13 protein-coding genes, 1 tRNA gene, 1 rRNA gene and 1 pseudogene are annotated in these 15252 nt (G+C 58.4%); 6 read left to right on the top strand and 10 right to left on the bottom strand.

The features are described from left to right. Nucleotides 1-31: 31 nt before the first annotated feature. The 3 genes from iscR to trmJ form a co-directional block, all read right to left on the bottom strand. Complete coding sequence (gene iscR / locus AC3ITY_RS04930) at nt 32-523, bottom strand: Fe-S cluster assembly transcriptional regulator IscR (protein WP_003227911.1); 492 nt, start codon at nt 521-523, stop codon at nt 32-34. A gap of 238 nt (nt 524-761) precedes the next feature. Continuing rightward, entirely contained in the window at nt 762-1538 is a 777-nt protein-coding gene (gene cysE / locus AC3ITY_RS04925; RefSeq protein WP_102670196.1) for a serine O-acetyltransferase, read from the bottom strand. A 2-nt stretch (nt 1539-1540) separates the two neighbouring features. Then, nucleotides 1541-2311 carry a tRNA (cytosine(32)/uridine(32)-2'-O)-methyltransferase TrmJ gene (gene trmJ, locus AC3ITY_RS04920; RefSeq protein ID WP_103394285.1) on the bottom strand — a complete coding sequence of 257 codons (771 nt, stop codon included), beginning with the start codon at nt 2309-2311 and terminating at the stop codon, nt 1541-1543. A gap of 146 nt (nt 2312-2457) precedes the next feature. Here trmJ and suhB point away from each other — a divergent pair, with 146 nt between their 5' ends. Continuing rightward, entirely contained in the window at nt 2458-3276 is an 819-nt protein-coding gene (gene suhB / locus AC3ITY_RS04915) for a type III secretion system regulator SuhB (protein ID WP_007982736.1), read from the top strand. Nucleotides 3277-3537: 261 nt separating this feature from the next. On the opposite strand, the gene AC3ITY_RS04910 is transcribed toward suhB, so the two are convergent. The 6 genes from AC3ITY_RS04910 to queA all read right to left on the bottom strand — a co-directional run bounded on the left by AC3ITY_RS04910 (nt 3538) and on the right by queA (nt 9641). Beyond that, nucleotides 3538-4086, bottom strand: a complete 549-nt coding sequence (locus AC3ITY_RS04910) for a glycine zipper 2TM domain-containing protein (RefSeq protein ID WP_150728289.1) — start codon at nt 4084-4086, stop codon at nt 3538-3540. 121 nt (nt 4087-4207) lie between these two features. Continuing rightward, the gene (gene secF / locus AC3ITY_RS04905) at nt 4208-5122 is read right to left on the bottom strand and encodes a protein translocase subunit SecF (RefSeq protein ID WP_489307922.1); all 915 of its coding nucleotides are present in this window, start codon (nt 5120-5122) and stop codon (nt 4208-4210) included. Nucleotides 5123-5131: 9 nt separating this feature from the next. Then, a complete protein-coding gene (gene secD / locus AC3ITY_RS04900) occupies nt 5132-7000 on the bottom strand; it encodes a protein translocase subunit SecD (RefSeq protein WP_489307921.1) in 1869 nt (622 codons plus the stop codon). A gap of 64 nt (nt 7001-7064) precedes the next feature. Next, nucleotides 7065-7403: a preprotein translocase subunit YajC gene (yajC, locus tag AC3ITY_RS04895; RefSeq protein ID WP_007916913.1), complete on the bottom strand. Its 339-nt coding sequence runs from the start codon at nt 7401-7403 to the stop codon at nt 7065-7067. A 43-nt stretch (nt 7404-7446) separates the two neighbouring features. Beyond that, nucleotides 7447-8562 carry a tRNA guanosine(34) transglycosylase Tgt gene (gene tgt / locus AC3ITY_RS04890; protein WP_162130301.1) on the bottom strand — a complete coding sequence of 372 codons (1116 nt, stop codon included), beginning with the start codon at nt 8560-8562 and terminating at the stop codon, nt 7447-7449. Nucleotides 8563-8576: 14 nt separating this feature from the next. Further along, the gene (gene queA / locus AC3ITY_RS04885; RefSeq protein WP_223516000.1) at nt 8577-9641 is read right to left on the bottom strand and encodes a tRNA preQ1(34) S-adenosylmethionine ribosyltransferase-isomerase QueA; all 1065 of its coding nucleotides are present in this window, start codon (nt 9639-9641) and stop codon (nt 8577-8579) included. A gap of 107 nt (nt 9642-9748) precedes the next feature. Between queA and AC3ITY_RS04880 the strand changes: the two genes are divergently transcribed. The 5 genes and pseudogenes from AC3ITY_RS04880 (at nt 9749) to AC3ITY_RS04860 (ending at nt 14943) form a co-directional block, all read left to right on the top strand. Further along, nucleotides 9749-9833 (top strand) — tRNA-Leu (locus AC3ITY_RS04880). A gap of 163 nt (nt 9834-9996) precedes the next feature. Beyond that, entirely contained in the window at nt 9997-11316 is a 1320-nt protein-coding gene (locus AC3ITY_RS04875; protein WP_489307920.1) for a tyrosine-type recombinase/integrase, read from the top strand. Nucleotides 11317-12197: 881 nt separating this feature from the next. Then, complete coding sequence (locus tag AC3ITY_RS04870) at nt 12198-13178, top strand: integrase domain-containing protein (RefSeq protein ID WP_489307919.1); 981 nt, start codon at nt 12198-12200, stop codon at nt 13176-13178. Beyond that, a complete protein-coding gene (locus tag AC3ITY_RS04865) occupies nt 13175-13450 on the top strand; it encodes a hypothetical protein (RefSeq protein ID WP_169909505.1) in 276 nt (91 codons plus the stop codon). The genes AC3ITY_RS04870 and AC3ITY_RS04865 overlap by 4 nt, the downstream gene beginning before the upstream one ends. A gap of 196 nt (nt 13451-13646) precedes the next feature. Beyond that, a pseudogene (locus AC3ITY_RS04860) lies at nt 13647-14943 on the top strand (DEAD/DEAH box helicase). A gap of 99 nt (nt 14944-15042) precedes the next feature. Here AC3ITY_RS04860 and rrf read toward each other — a convergent pair. Next, nucleotides 15043-15158 (bottom strand): 5S ribosomal RNA (rrf, locus tag AC3ITY_RS04855). Between the last annotated feature and the right edge of the window lie 94 nt (nt 15159-15252).

Here is a 15252-nt window from a genome sequence, read left to right as displayed (position 1 = left end):
GCTGGCTGGCGTGCCGCTAGCTCTTCGGCTGTCATTCGACGGCGGACGCTTCAATCTTGTCCAGGCGTGGCGCCTTGCTGTTGCAACGGCGCTGGTCCTGACGCTGGGCTACTTCTTGCACCTCACGGCGAGTCACAAGATCAGCCAAGCTGATACCGCTCAGAAATTCGTGAATCTGCAGGCTCAGATCGCACCACAAGTGGTGAGTCAGGCAAGTGTCACCGGAATGGCAATCACCCTGGCCTTGGCATTTGGTTGCATCGACCGATTCGTTCACCGCATCGATCACCTGGGCGACCTGGATGCCCTGCATGTCGCGGGACAATTGGTAGCCACCGCCCGGACCACGCACACTGGACACCAGATTGCTGCGGCGCAATTTGGCGAAAAGCTGTTCGAGGTAGGACAGGGAGATGCCTTGGCGCTCGGAGATATCGGCCAAGGACACGGGCCCGTGCTGCGCGTGCAATGCCAGATCGAGCATGGCGGTCACGGCGTATCGGCCTTTTGTAGTCAGTCGCATGGACAATTACCACGGAGTTCGGAATGAGGCGAGTATGCAATTCCCGAGTATTTAAGTCAACTATAAGACCTAGTACTTTAGTCAGGTTTACCCGCAAAAGAGCGGGCGCATCATAGCAAAGGCTGGCTGCGAACAGCCAGTAATACCGAGTTACCGTTCTTCGCGAGCAGGCTCGCTCCTACAGGGGAAAGCATTTCAAATGCAGGAGTGAGCCTGCTCGCGATAAGGTCAACTCGGTCTAGCTGGCCTGACTCTGATCCTTGTCCTTCACACAGGCAAAGTCTTCTTCACGCAGCTCAGGCAGATCTTTCGCACAGTAATTGCTGCCCAGGTCCTTCAGTGCCCCGCACATCCCCTCCAGACGCCCATCGACCGCCTGCAGATGATCAAGGAGCTGACCAATGGCGCGCGCCACCGGGTCAGGCATGTCTTCGCTGAGGCCGTAGGCATCGAAGCCAATCTTCTCGGCCATAGCCTTGCGTTTGGCGTCCTGCTCGACATCGGACTTGACGATGATCCGCCCCGGAATACCCACCACAGTGGCACCCGGCGGCACTTCCTTGGTCACGACAGCATTGGAACCCACCTTGGCCCCGGCACCGACAGTGAACGGGCCAAGCACCTTCGCGCCCGCCCCGACCACCACGCCATCACCCAAGGTCGGGTGACGCTTGCCTTTGTTCCAGCTGGTGCCGCCCAGGGTTACGCCCTGATAAATAGTGACGTCATCGCCGATCTCGGCGGTTTCACCGATGACGATGCCCATGCCATGGTCAATGAAGAAGCGACGACCGACCTTGGCACCCGGATGGATCTCGATCCCGGTCAACCAGCGACCGAAGTTCGATACCAGCCGCGCCAGCCATTTCAGGTCAGCGCGCCACAGCATCGCCGACAAACGGTGAATCCAGATGGCATGCATGCCGGGGTAGCAGGTCAGGACTTCAAAAGCGTTACGCGCCGCCGGGTCTCGGTGGAATACGCTCTGGATATCTTCACGCAAACGCTCGAACATCATTAATCCTTCCGCTTAAGGAGCTCACCACGGGCCGCCTTCTGGGTTTCCGTGAGGATGCCACGCAAAATATTCATTTCCGCCCGGCTGACCGAGCTGCGTCCGTACAACCGGCGCAGGCGCGCCATCAAGTGCCGCGGCTTTTCCGGATCGAGGAATTCGATGGCCACCAGGGTCTGTTCCAGGTGCTCATAGAATCGTTCCAGCTCGTCCATGGTCGCAAGCTCAGCGCTTTTGACCGAAGCCACTTCTTCCTTCTCGACCTTGCTCGGCTGACCTTGGGCCGCCAGCCAGGACATGCGCACTTCATAACCCAACACCTGCACCGCCGCCCCAAGGTTCAGCGAACTGAACTCAGGGTCTGATGGAATGTGCACGTGATAATGACATCGCTGCAGCTCTTCGTTGGTCAGGCCGGAGTCTTCACGACCGAACACCAGGGCGATCTCCGCGCCCTGCCCGGCTTCCTCGACCACCTTGGTTCCGCATTCGCGGGGATCGAGCAGCGGCCAGGGAATGCGCCGGTCGCGGGCACTGGTGCCAAGCACCAGGTTGCAGCCGACCAGGGCATCTTCCAAGGTGGCGACGACTTGCGCGTTTTCAAGGATGTCTCCGGCACCGGAGGCACGGGCATCGGCCTCGTGATGCGGGAACAGACGAGGCTCGACCAGCACCAGCCGCGACAGCCCCATGTTCTTCATGGCACGCGCAGCCCCGCCGATATTGCCTGGATGGCTGGTATTGACCAGGACGACACGAATGTTTTGCAGCAAGGGAGGCGCTCTCGAACACAATAATCGGGAGCAGAATCTTACAGCTCATCCTACCGTTAAGCCATGAAAGCGAACGCCGTCCTTCTCCTGTAGAAACTTTCTGATAGAATGCCCGGCTTTCTTTAACAACCTTAGGTGACACATCCATGCAGCCCATGCTGAATATCGCGCTGCGCGCCGCCCGCAGCGCCAGTGAATTGATCTTCCGCTCCATCGAGCGCCTGGATACCATCAAGGTCGACGAAAAAGACGCCAAGGATTACGTATCCGAGGTGGATCGCGCCGCCGAACAGAAAATCATCGACGCTCTGCGCAAGGCCTACCCGAATCACTCGATCATGGGTGAAGAAACCGGCATGCACGCCGGCACCGGCATCGAAGGCGAAGAGTACCTGTGGATCATCGATCCGCTGGACGGCACCACCAACTTCCTGCGCGGCATTCCTCACTTCGCTGTCAGTATCGCCTGCAAATACCGCGGTCGTCTTGAGCACGCTGTTGTCCTGGACCCGGTTCGCCAGGAAGAATTCACCGCCAGCCGTGGTCGCGGCGCCCAACTGAACGGTCGTCGCCTGCGCGTTAGCGGTCGCACCAGCCTGGACGGCGCCCTGCTGGGTACCGGCTTCCCGTTCCGTGATGACCAGATGGACAACCTCGACAACTACCTGGGCATGTTCCGCGCCCTGGTTGGCCAGACTGCCGGCATCCGCCGCGCAGGTTCCGCGAGCCTGGACCTGGCCTACGTGGCCGCCGGCCGTTTCGACGCCTTCTGGGAGTCGGGCCTGTCCGAGTGGGACATGGCTGCAGGCGCCCTGCTGATCCAGGAAGCCGGCGGCTTGGTGAGCGACTTCACCGGCGGTCACGACTTCCTTGAAAAAGGCCACGTCGTTGCAGGCAACACCAAATGCTTCAAGGCAGTTTTGACGGCGATCCAGCCGCACCTGCCGGCTTCGCTGAAGCGCTAAGCTTCCGGCGACAGAAAAAGCACCCTTCGGGGTGCTTTTTTTATGCCTGGAAATCGATCTGAAACACACCACATACCCACTGTAGGAGCGAGCTTGCTCGCGATGGTCGCCAACGATTACGCGCGCTTTCAGGATTAACGCGGTGCCTTTGGGTTCTTCGCGAGCAAGCTCGCTCCTACAAGGGACTCGCTGCGGCGCATAAATCGCGGGCACAAAAAAAGCACCCCGCAGGGTGCTTCTTTTTTATCCAGCGTCAGCAGATCACTGAGCCGCCTGATTCTCCGACAAGATCAACTTGCCTTCCTTATCCACCGGAATCTGGTTGCCTGGATCACGATCCATGCGCACCTTGCCTTCCTTGCCGTCCAGCGAATACCGCACGTCGTAACCTACAACCTTGTCACTGATGTCGTTAACCGTGTTACAGCGGGTCTGGGTCGTGGTGTAGGTGTCACGCTCTTGCATGCCTTCCTGCACCTTGTTGCCGGCGTAACCGCCACCGACAGCACCCGCGACCGTGGCGATCTTCTTACCGGTGCCGCCACCGATCTGGTTACCCAGCAAACCACCTGCCAATGCACCGACCACCGTACCGGCGATCTGATGTTGATCTTTCACCGGCGCCTGCCGGGTGACCGCTACATCCTTGCACACTTCACGTGGAGTCTTGATTTGTGTCTTGACCGGCTCAACGGCGAGTACTTGCGCGTACTCTGGGCCGCTTTTAACCAGGCTGTAGGTGGCCACAGCACCCCCGGCAGTTACACCGACAGCACCCAGTACAGCACCAACCAGCATCGACTTGTTCACATGAACCTCCTGGACCATCAAATGCGGAACTTGTCCGCGCTTCTCCCAGCCTTGGAGCACAAAAAAAGGCGCGAGTTCAACTCGCGCCTTTTTTGGACTACATCGCTTAAAGACTTTGCCTTCAAGGACGGTCGTCGACTTCCTTCTCGGTATTCACCGGAGGAATCAGGTCTTCAGTGCTCAGGTTCAACCAGATCAGCACCACGTTCGCGATGTAGATCGACGAGTAAGTACCCGCCAGAACACCGATGAACAGGGCGATGGAGAAGCCGAACAGGTTGTCGCCACCGAAGAACAACAGGGCCGCGATCGCCAGCAAAGTGGAGATCGAAGTCGCCATGGTCCGCAGCAGGGTTTGCGTGGTCGAGATGTTGATGTTCTCGATCAGGGTGGCCTTGCGCAGTACACGGAAGTTCTCACGAACCCGGTCGAATACCACGATGGTGTCGTTGAGCGAGTAACCGATGATCGCCAGTACCGCCGCCAGCACCGTCAGGTCGAAGGTGATCTGGAAGAACGACAGGATACCGACGGTCACGATGACGTCGTGGATCAAGGACACGATCGCACCGACCGCAAACTTCCACTGAAAGCGGAAGGCCAGGTAGATCAGGATGCCGCCCAGCGCCATCAGCATGCCGAGGCCGCCCTGGTCGCGCAGCTCTTCACCTACCTGCGGGCCGACGAACTCGACACGCTTGACCGTCGCCGGGTTCTCGCCGCCGACCTTCTGCAAGGCTTCGGCTACCTGGTGACCCAGTTGCGGGTCTTCGCCAGGCATGCGCACCAGCAGGTCGGTGGTTGCACCGAAGTTCTGCACGATGGCTTCGTGATAACCGGCGGTCACCAGTTGCTCACGCACCTTGGTAACGTCGGCCGGACGCTCGTAGGTCAGCTCGATGAGCGTACCGCCGGTGAAGTCCAGGCCCCAGTTCATGCCCTTATGGAAGACACTGAACATTGCCAGCGCGGTAAGGAACAATGTGACGCCGAACGCAAAGTTGCGAACGCCCATGAAGTTGATTGTACGTAACATGGCAGCCCCTTAAATCCACAACTTCTTGAAGTCACGACCGCCGAAGATCAGGTTGACCATCGCGCGGGTCACCATGATGGCCGTGAACATCGAGGTAAAGATCCCGAGGGACATGGTCACTGCGAAGCCCTTGACCGGGCCGGTGCCCATGGCAAAGAGGATGCCGCCGACCAGCAAGGTGGTCAGGTTGGCGTCGAGAATCGCGGTGAATGCCCGACCGAAGCCTTCGTTGATTGCGCGCTGCACGGTCATGCCGGCGGCGATCTCTTCACGGATCCGCGAGAAGATCAGCACGTTGGCGTCGACCGCCATACCCATGGTCAACACGATACCGGCGATACCCGGCAGGGTCAGCGTTGCACCCAGCAGCGACATCAGGGCCAGCAGCATCACCATGTTCACCGCCAGCGCGACGGTGGCGATGAGGCCGAAGAAGCGGTAGATGGCCATGATGAACAGCGAGACAAACAGCATGCCCCACAGCGATGCATCGATACCCTTGGTGATGTTGTCGGCACCCAGGCTTGGGCCAATGGTGCGTTCTTCAGCGAAGTACATCGGTGCAGCCAGACCACCGGCACGCAGCAGCAGCGCCAGTTCGGACGACTCGCCCTGACCATTCAGGCCAGTGATGCGGAACTGCGCACCCAACGGCGACTGAATGGTCGCCAGGCTGATGATCTTCTTCTCTTCCTTGAAGGTCTGAACCGGCACGTCTTTCTCGACGCCATTGACCATCTGCTTGGTGTAAGTGGTGATCGGACGCTGCTCGATGAAGATCACCGCCATGCTGCGACCAACGTTCGAACGGGTCGCACGGCTCATCAGCTCGCCGCCGTGACCGTCCAGACGGATGTTCACTTCCGGCGTGCCGTGCTCGCCGAAGCCAGCCTTGGCGTCAGTCACCTGGTCACCGGTGATGATCAGGCCACGCTCGATCAGCGCAGGAGGACGCTTGCCCTCACGGAACTCGAATTCCTCGGAAGTGGCTTTCGAAGCACCCGGCTCAGCGGCCAGACGGAACTCGAGGTTGGCCGTCTTGCCGAGGATACGCTTGGCTTCAGCGGTGTCCTGCACGCCCGGCAGTTCAACCACGATGCGGTTGGCGCCCTGGCGCTGAACGATCGGTTCGGCAACACCCAGCTCGTTGACGCGGTTACGCACCGTGGTCAAGTTCTGCTTGATGGAGTATTCGCGGATTTCCGCCAGCTTGGCCGGGGTCATCGCCAGACGCAGCACCGGTTGACCATTGAGGTCGGCCGGAACAATGTCGAAATCGTTGAAGTTCTTGCGGATCAGTACACGGGCCTGTTCGCGGCTGTCTTCATCAGCGAAGCCCAGCTGGATGGCACCACCCACTTGCGGCAGGCTGCGATAGCGCAGTTTCTCTTTACGCAGCAGGCTCTTGACGTCGCCTTCGTAGACTTTCAGGCGCGCATCAAGGGCTTTGTCCATGTCCACTTCCAGCAGGAAGTGCACACCACCGGACAAGTCCAGACCCAGCTTCATCGGGTGCGCAGCGAGGTTGCGCAGCCATTGCGGGGTGGTTTGTGCCAGGTTCAATGCAACGACGTAGTCATCACCCAGCGCCTTGCGTACAACGTCCTTGGCCGGCAGCTGGTCTTCAGCCTTGGTCAGGCGAATCAGGCCGCCCTTGCCGTTGGCGGCCAGGGTGGCAGCCTTGACGTTGATCCCGGACTCTCTGAGCGCCGTGCTTACACGGTCCAGATCAGCCTGATTGACCAGCAGCGCAGTGCTTGCACCGCTGACCTGAATGGCCGGGTCATCAGGATAAAGATTGGGAGCGGAATAAATCAGACCGACCGCCAGCACCGCCAGGATCAGAATGTATTTCCACAGAGGATATTTGTTCAGCATCACGCCGCCCGTTTATGACGCGGGGCGCCTTGCGCGCCCCGTCGGTTGAATATGAAGTTGAAACTCAGATCGCTTTGAGCGTGCCTTTTGGCAACGTGGCGGCGATGGCGCCTTTCTGGAACTTCATTTCGACAGTGTCGGAAACTTCCAGAACGACGAAATCGTCGGCCACTTTAGTGATCTTGCCGGCGATGCCGCCGGTGGTCACAACTTCGTCGCCTTTCTGCAGGCTGCTCAGCAGGTTCTTCTGCTCTTTGGCGCGCTTGGCCTGTGGACGCCAGATCATCAGGTAGAAGATGACCAGGAAACCGACCAGGAAAATCCACTCGAAACCGCCGCCCATTGGGCCGGCAGCAGCAGGTGCAGCGGCGTCAGCCATGGCATTAGAGATAAAAAAGCTCATTTAGCACTCCAGTTGCAAATGTTGAATCTTGGGGTCAGAAAACTCAGTCCAAAGGCGGAACAGGTAACCCGCGTTTGGCGTAGAAGGCATCGACAAAGGCGGCCAATGTACCCTGTTGAATAGCCTCGCGCAAACCAGCCATAAGCACTTGATAATGACGCAAGTTATGGATGGTATTGAGCATGCTTCCCAGCATTTCGCCGCACTTGTCCAGGTGATGCAGATAAGCGCGGGAGAAGTTCTGGCAGGTATAGCAATCGCAGGTCGGATCGAGCGGCGAATCATCATGGCGATGGAACGCATTACGGATCTTCAGCACGCCGGTATCAATGAACAGGTGCCCGTTGCGGGCATTACGGGTTGGCATCACGCAATCGAACATGTCCACACCGCGGCGCACACCCTCAACCAGATCTTCCGGTTTGCCAACGCCCATAAGGTAACGAGGTTTGTCAGCCGGCATCATGCCCGGCAGGTAATCCAGCACCTTGATCATTTCGTGCTTGGGCTCGCCCACCGACAGGCCGCCAATGGCCAGGCCGTCGAAGCCGATCTTGTCGAGGCCTTCCAGGGAGCGCATGCGCAGGTCCTGGTGCATGCCGCCCTGAACGATGCCGAACAGCGCCGCCGTGTTGTCGCCATGGGCTTCTTTCGAACGCTTGGCCCAACGCAGGGACAATTCCATGGAAATACGGGCGACGTCTTCATCAGCCGGGTACGGCGTGCATTCGTCGAAAATCATCACGATGTCCGAGCCCAGGTCACGCTGGACCTGCATCGACTCTTCCGGCCCCATGAACACCTTGGCGCCGTCGACCGGGGAGGCGAAGGTCACGCCCTCCTCCTTGATCTTGCGCATGGCGCCCAGGCTGAACACCTGGAAACCGCCGGAGTCGGTCAGGATCGGGCCTTTCCACTGCATGAAATCGTGCAGGTCGCCGTGCTTCTTGATCACTTCCGTGCCCGGGCGCAGCCACAAGTGGAAAGTGTTGCCCAGAATGATTTCAGCGCCAGTCGCCTCGATATCCCGTGGCAGCATGCCCTTGACCGTGCCGTAGGTGCCCACCGGCATGAAGGCCGGGGTCTCGACGGTACCGCGCGGGAAGGTCAAACGACCGCGACGAGCCTTGCCATCAGTGGCCAGCAGCTCGAAAGACATACGACAGGTGCGACTCATACTGTTTCCTCTGGGCCCGATTCTTTAGGGGCAGTCGGCGCAGGATTACGCGTGATGAACATCGCATCACCGTAGCTGAAAAAGCGGTAACCGTTGTCCACGGCAGCCTTGTAGGCGGCCATGGTTTCGGGATAACCGGCGAACGCCGAAACCAACATCAACAGCGTGGATTCGGGCAAATGGAAGTTGGTGACCAGGGCATCGACCACATGAAACGGCCGGCCCGGGAAGATGAAAATGTCGGTATCGCCGCTGAACGGCTTGAGCACGCCATCGCGGGCGGCGCTTTCCAGAGAACGCACGCTGGTGGTCCCCACCGCCACCACACGACCACCGCGAGCGCGGCAGGCGGCAACGGCATCGACCACGTCCTGGCCGACTTCCAGCCATTCGCTGTGCATGTGGTGGTCTTCAAGCTTCTCCACGCGAACCGGCTGGAAGGTGCCAGCGCCGACGTGCAGGGTCACGAACGCAGTCTCGACGCCCTTGGCGGCAATCGCCTCCATCAGCACCTGATCGAAATGCAGCCCCGCCGTCGGTGCCGCCACCGCGCCCAAACGCTCGGCGTAGACGGTCTGGTAACGCTCGCGGTCGGCGCCTTCGTCCGGGCGGTCTATATAAGGAGGCAGCGGCATGTGCCCGACGCGGTCGAGCAGCGGCAACACCTCCTCAGTGAACCCCAGCTCGAACAACGCATCGTGCCGCGCCAGCATCTCGGCCTCGCCACCGCCGTCGATGAGGATCTTCGACCCAGGCTTGGGCGACTTGCTGGAACGCACATGGGCCAGCACGCGATGACTATCGAGCACCCGTTCCACCAGGATTTCCAGCTTGCCGCCGGAAGCCTTCTGGCCAAACAGCCGCGCCGGAATCACCCGGGTATTGTTGAACACCATCAAGTCGCCGGGGCGCAAATGCTCCAGCAAATCAGTGAATTGACGGTGTGCCAGGGCGCCGCTGACCCCATCCAGGGTCAACAGGCGACTATTGCGCCGCTCGGCCAGCGGATGGCGGGCGATCAGCGAATCAGGGAGCTCGAAGGTAAAGTCAGCAACGCGCATGATGGGGTTCGTCTAGCAGGGCCGGGAAGTCTAGCGGAAATATCAAAAATTCTCCATGTACCTGATTGACCAGCGGTTATCTCATCTCTATACTTCGCCGCCATTGAGCCCTGATGGCGGAATTGGTAGACGCGGCGGATTCAAAATCCGTTTTCGAAAGGAGTGGGAGTTCGAGTCTCCCTCGGGGCACCATTTGCAGTACATAGACGACTACCAGCGTCTACGCAACACCTCTAGAGCCCGCTAACTGCGGGCTTTTTGGTCTCTGGGGTTCCATCCCCGTCCCTTGCAAGCCAGCCTCTTTTTGGTACATTTTCTGTACAGATTCCAGTTCGAGAACCGGAGGTGTACAGCCATGCCCCTCACCGCCTTGCAAGTCAAAGCGTCCAAGCCTACCGACAAGCAATACACATTGGGTGATAGTTCGGGTCTTGCCCTTTTGGTTCAGCCGAACGGGCGCAAGTACTGGCATTTCCGCTATACGTACCTTGGTCGGCCGGCGCGGGTGTCGCTTGGTGTCTATCCGAGCATCTCCTTGCAGGAGACTCGTGAACGGGCTGCTGAATGCCGGAAGCTGCTCAAGGACGACATCAACCCTGGCGCCAAGCGGCGGGATGACAAGCAGCAGCAACGGGAGGCCGGGCTCAACACCTTCAGGCGAGCAACGGAGTACTGGTATCAGTTCAAGGCCGACTCCGGCCGCAGCCATGCGACGCTAAAGAAGATTCGCGACTACCTCGACAAGGATCTGCTACCGGCACTCGGCGAGATGCAGCTGGAGCACATCACTCGCGCCGACTGCGCGAAGTTGCAGGCCAGCATCGAAAAGCGTGGGGCGTTCAATGTGGCAGACAAGGCTCGGACCTGGCTCAAGCAGATTTTCAGTCAGGCGATTGCGCGGGGGTTGTGCGAACACAATCCGGCTTCAGAACTTCATGCCATCGCGTTGGTGCCGCCTCCCCCTGAGCACTATCCGCATTTGCGTGAAAGCGAGCTGCCGGAATTTCTTCAGGCGCTGAGTAAGACCACCAGCCGGTTGCCGTCGAGGATTGCTTCGTGGATGGCAATACTGACGGCGAGCCGACCCGGCATGGTTCGGTATGCGACGTGGGATGAAATCGATTTTGAAGAAGGGACGTGGACCATACCAGCTGAACGCATGAAGATGCGCCGGGACTATGTCAGCCCCCTGCCCCATCAACTGATCGCGATGCTGATCAAGCTGCACCAATGCACTGGGCGCAGCCGCTACCTGTTTCCGGGTAGTGGTGAGAAACGGCCCGTCATCAGCGAGAACACGATCAATCTGGTGTTTGCCAAGATTGGCTATAAAGGGCGGATGGTCAGCCATGGCGTTCGCCACACCGCGAGCACACTACTGCGGGAACATGGGTGGCTGAAGGATCATGTCGAAAGCCAACTCGCGCACGTCGAGGGCGGTATCGCTGGCGAGTACAACCAAGCGCTTTACCTGACGCAACGGCGGATCATGATGCAGTGGTATGCCGACTATCTCGATGCGCTCAGGGTTGGGATTACAGCGAGCCTGCGGGATCAGTTTGATACGCGGGTTAATCAGTTTCTGTCGCGCAAGTCTTCGGAGCTTCTCGGGGTCAACGCGGTCGATGGCGGCATCAGCGCCTTGGAAGATGAGCGTGGCGCATTCCAGCGCTAACACGCCAGTGAAATCTCCACAGCGTTGCCTTCCACGCGGGCCCTGCTTGGAAGGGCCTCACTTGAAAAACCTAAAAATCAGTGTAACCGTCTTCTAGAAACCACGGATTTCCATAGACGGCTTATGCCATTCGCAGCCGCAGAATTCTCGAAAAGTCGAGCCTTGACCCTGTCTATCGGCGAGCGTAGAAAAGATCGTGCAAGTGCTGTCGTTGACAGCAACCCAGGTAGCCAGAACCTTTAAGGCTACGCCACACCGTGGTGGTTCTCCCAAAGTGTGATTAGCGTCCGGCGGCTCGCACGGTCACAGCGATGTGATGGATGCCTACTTTTACCAGTGTGCCCACTGCGGCAACTCATCCCCTTTCATAGCTGCCCTGCAGCAACCAATCCGCTTGGCCACTCCCGTGCGCCAACCTGCGCCCGTCTCTTTCTCCCGGAAAGAGACGGGCGCTCCAACCGCTACTGCAGCCCAACTCGTACAGGGCTTTGCGGCATTCCCCTTCGTGACAATTGGCGTGACAAACACCGAAGTCACCAGCAACAGCGATGCAGATGAAGGTGCCGCAGCCCAGGGAATGGACTGCACCTGACTGACAGTCAGGCATGCCCCGGTCATCGAATCACTGCCTTCACCCGACTCAGGATCTCGCGGCGCCGGTCTCGTCAGCCAGCGCAGCCTCCACCCGCCCACTTCCTCGGAAGTGTTCAGGAGGCCAGATCATGAGATGCCCAAGCTCCCGGTCGTAAGGAGTCGCCAGTCCCGCGTTAGTGGACAACCCTCACAGGTCGCAGGGGCCTTGATCCCTGATAACACTCAGCATTCATGGCGGGATGACGTGGGGAAAGTTTTAAAGGTTTGGCTTCGAGAGGAGTTTGATCATGGCATTGGTCGGTAGACGGGACGGGCGGAACTTTGGCTATGGACGGCAACTGAGTTATGCCGGGCCACAGGCGCTACGTGATCTGTTTGGCGGCGGGCATTACGGGACGGTCAAAGCGTACAGTGATCGCTGGCAGGCGTTTGTGCGCTGGTGTCGGTCGGAGGATGGGCCAGGGTTTAACGATGCTCGGCAGATTGCTCGGCGGACTTTGCTCGATTACGCCAGATATCTGCGGCAGCAAGTTGAACAAGGTGAGCTGGCCATCGCCACCGCGCAAAACCGATTGTCCAGCGTGAACCGAACCATGGCCGCGCTTCGCGGTGATCTGAATGTGAAAGTACCGAGCCCGAGCAAGGCACTAGGAATGCAGCGCACCAGCGTTCGTTGCTCGGTGCCGCAGGGCCAAGACCGCGAACACGTGAAGCGGATCGTCGAGGTACTTTGCGCACACCAAATGCCGCGCGCGGCGGCCATCGCTCAGTTGGCGCGAGCCACCGGCATGCGCCTGCGCGAGGCCATTTTGGCCGACCTTCCGCGCCTCAAACGCGAGGCCGAACAATTCGGCAAGATCAACATCCAGGACGGCACCAAAGGTGGCCGCGGCGGCGCAACCGCGCCTCGTTGGATCGCTGTGGATGACCATATTCGCGAAGCGCTGAGGTATGCCGAACAGGTCTCGCCCGACGGCAGCCGCAACCTGCTGGCACCGAACGAAAGCTACCTCGTCTTCCAACGGGAAATCGTCCGACCCGCCCGAGATATCCTCCATACGCACAACCTCAAAGGCTTCCACGAACTGCGTGCGGCTTATGCGTGCGAACGCTATGAGCAGATCACCCATCACCTAGCACCCATTAACGGGGGCAGGTGCAGGCGCCTCGATCCACGCCTTGATCGAGAGGCACGCTTACAAATCAGCTTTGAGCTGGGACATGGTCGAATCGACGTGGTATCGGCGTATATCGGTGGTCGGGTATGAATAAACCATTCGATATGGAGATCTTCTTGGCTGGGGTGCTGACTGGAGCACATGCCACACGCGAACGTCACATCCGCCAGGCCAAGACTATTCAAGCAGCCATTTCTGAACGCTGGAACCGAGATAATCCATGGACATGGCAAAGAAAACATCTCGTTTGGTTTTTGAACGACCACATGAACTCAAACTCGAAATCGACGCGCTACTACTACCTGCTGACTACAAACCTGATCACTCTGCGCCTAGGAAAATCCTGGAACTTTCCACGCTAGCCGAATGCCAGCAACTGCGCGCTCTGTATCCCTCACCGGCAGATTGAGCCAGCCAACGATTTGATTGGGACTAGGGCGGACCCCTTGAGCTCCTGAACCGAACCTCTGTTGTTTGATAACCTCTATGTTTTACTGATGGACTGAGGGTTGTAGCTCGAGGCTACAGGCTTCACCTGAGACGTAGAGGCTGAAGGCGGTGATAGACACTAGTCTGGTGGCGAAGCTAAGGGCTGAGAATGCAAGATTGGTTGCCTTGCTGGATGCTCATGGCATCGAATGGCGCCCGCCTGCTGAGCCAGTCAAAATAGCGATTGTCCAAGCAGAGCCATCACAGCAACTCGATACTGAAGGAAAGCTTGCCCTATTCCGAAGCTTGTTTCGTGGCAGGACGGACGTTTATCCCGTCCGCTGGGAAAGCAAGGCAGGCAAATCAGGATACGCACCCGCTTGCGCAAACGAATGGAGGCCTGGCGTTTGTGAGAAGCCCCGAATTAAATGTGGCGACTGCGGTAACCGCCAGCTGCTTCCGCTGACCGATGAGGTGGTCTATCGCCATCTGGCGGGCGAAGTGGTCGCTGGTATCTACCCCCTACTCCCTGATGACACTTGTTATTTTTTGGCGGTCGACTTCGATGAGGCCGAATGGCGTGATGATTCCAAAGCTTTTGTGCAGTCATGCCATGAGCTGAACGTCCCGGTGGCGCTGGAAATATCGCGCTCAGGCCAAGGGGCTCATGGCTGGATTTTCTTTGAGCGTAATGTTCCTGCCTGCGATGCGCGCCGCCTCGGTGCCGCAATCATCAGTCATGCCTGTGAGCGCACCCGGCAGTTGGCGCTCAGCTCCTATGATCGACTGTTTCCAAACCAGGACTATATGCCCAAAGGCGGCTTTGGAAATCTCATCGCGCTCCCTTTACAAAAGCGCGCCAGGGCCCAAAACAATAGTGGTCCCCGACGGCTTTGGGATTCAGGACATTTTTCGGCGTCTAGCCGACGACTCTGAGCGGACAGCCAAAATCGTCTCGGAGATTGAGCTGGCGTACAACGAGGGTAGAAAAATTCTAGTGCTAACGGAGCGGACGGAACATGTGGATGCCCTTGAATTAGAATTGAAGCAGCGCGTGCATAACCTGTTCACGCTTCATGGGCGAGTGCCTAAGAAACAGCGCATTTCCCGTATGCATGAGCTTGAGTCCCTTCCCCCTGATGCTCCACGAGTGCTGTTGGCAACAGGAAAACTAGTAGGTGAAGGCTTCGATCATCCGCCGTTGGACACGCTGGTGCTGGCAATGCCCATCTCATGGAAGGGAATCCTTCAGCAATATGCGGGACGGTTGCATCGATCGCATGCCGATAAGGTCGACGTGCGAGTGATCGACTTCGTTGACGGGGGTAATGTCGCACTGCTGAGGATGTGGGATAAGCGCCAGGCGGGTTACAAAGCGATGGGCTACCGTATGGCTGATTCCATGGTCACCATGGACCTACTCTAACGTGGTTGACGGTCAACCTCCGTACCAGTCTCAGGATGCTTTTTTCGAGGACAAACAAAACCCCTACCTGCAGATGCAGATAGGGGTTTCGGAATTTAATCTTGACGATGACCTACTCTCACATGGGGAAACCCCACACTACCATCGGCGATGCATCGTTTCACTGCTGAGTTCGGGATGGGATCAGGTGGTTCCAACGCTCTATGGTCGTCAAGAAATTCGGGTACTGAGTCGTGGCCGGTTGGCCTCGCTTCAGCAAATTGGGTATGTAATAGATTTGTGTGTTTCTCGAACTTTCGGTTCTTTCGT

This window comes from Pseudomonas sp. GL_091, from assembly GCF_057837725.1.
Note: the sequence above shows the minus strand (reverse complement) of the source record. Positions and strands in the feature narration are given on the sequence as shown.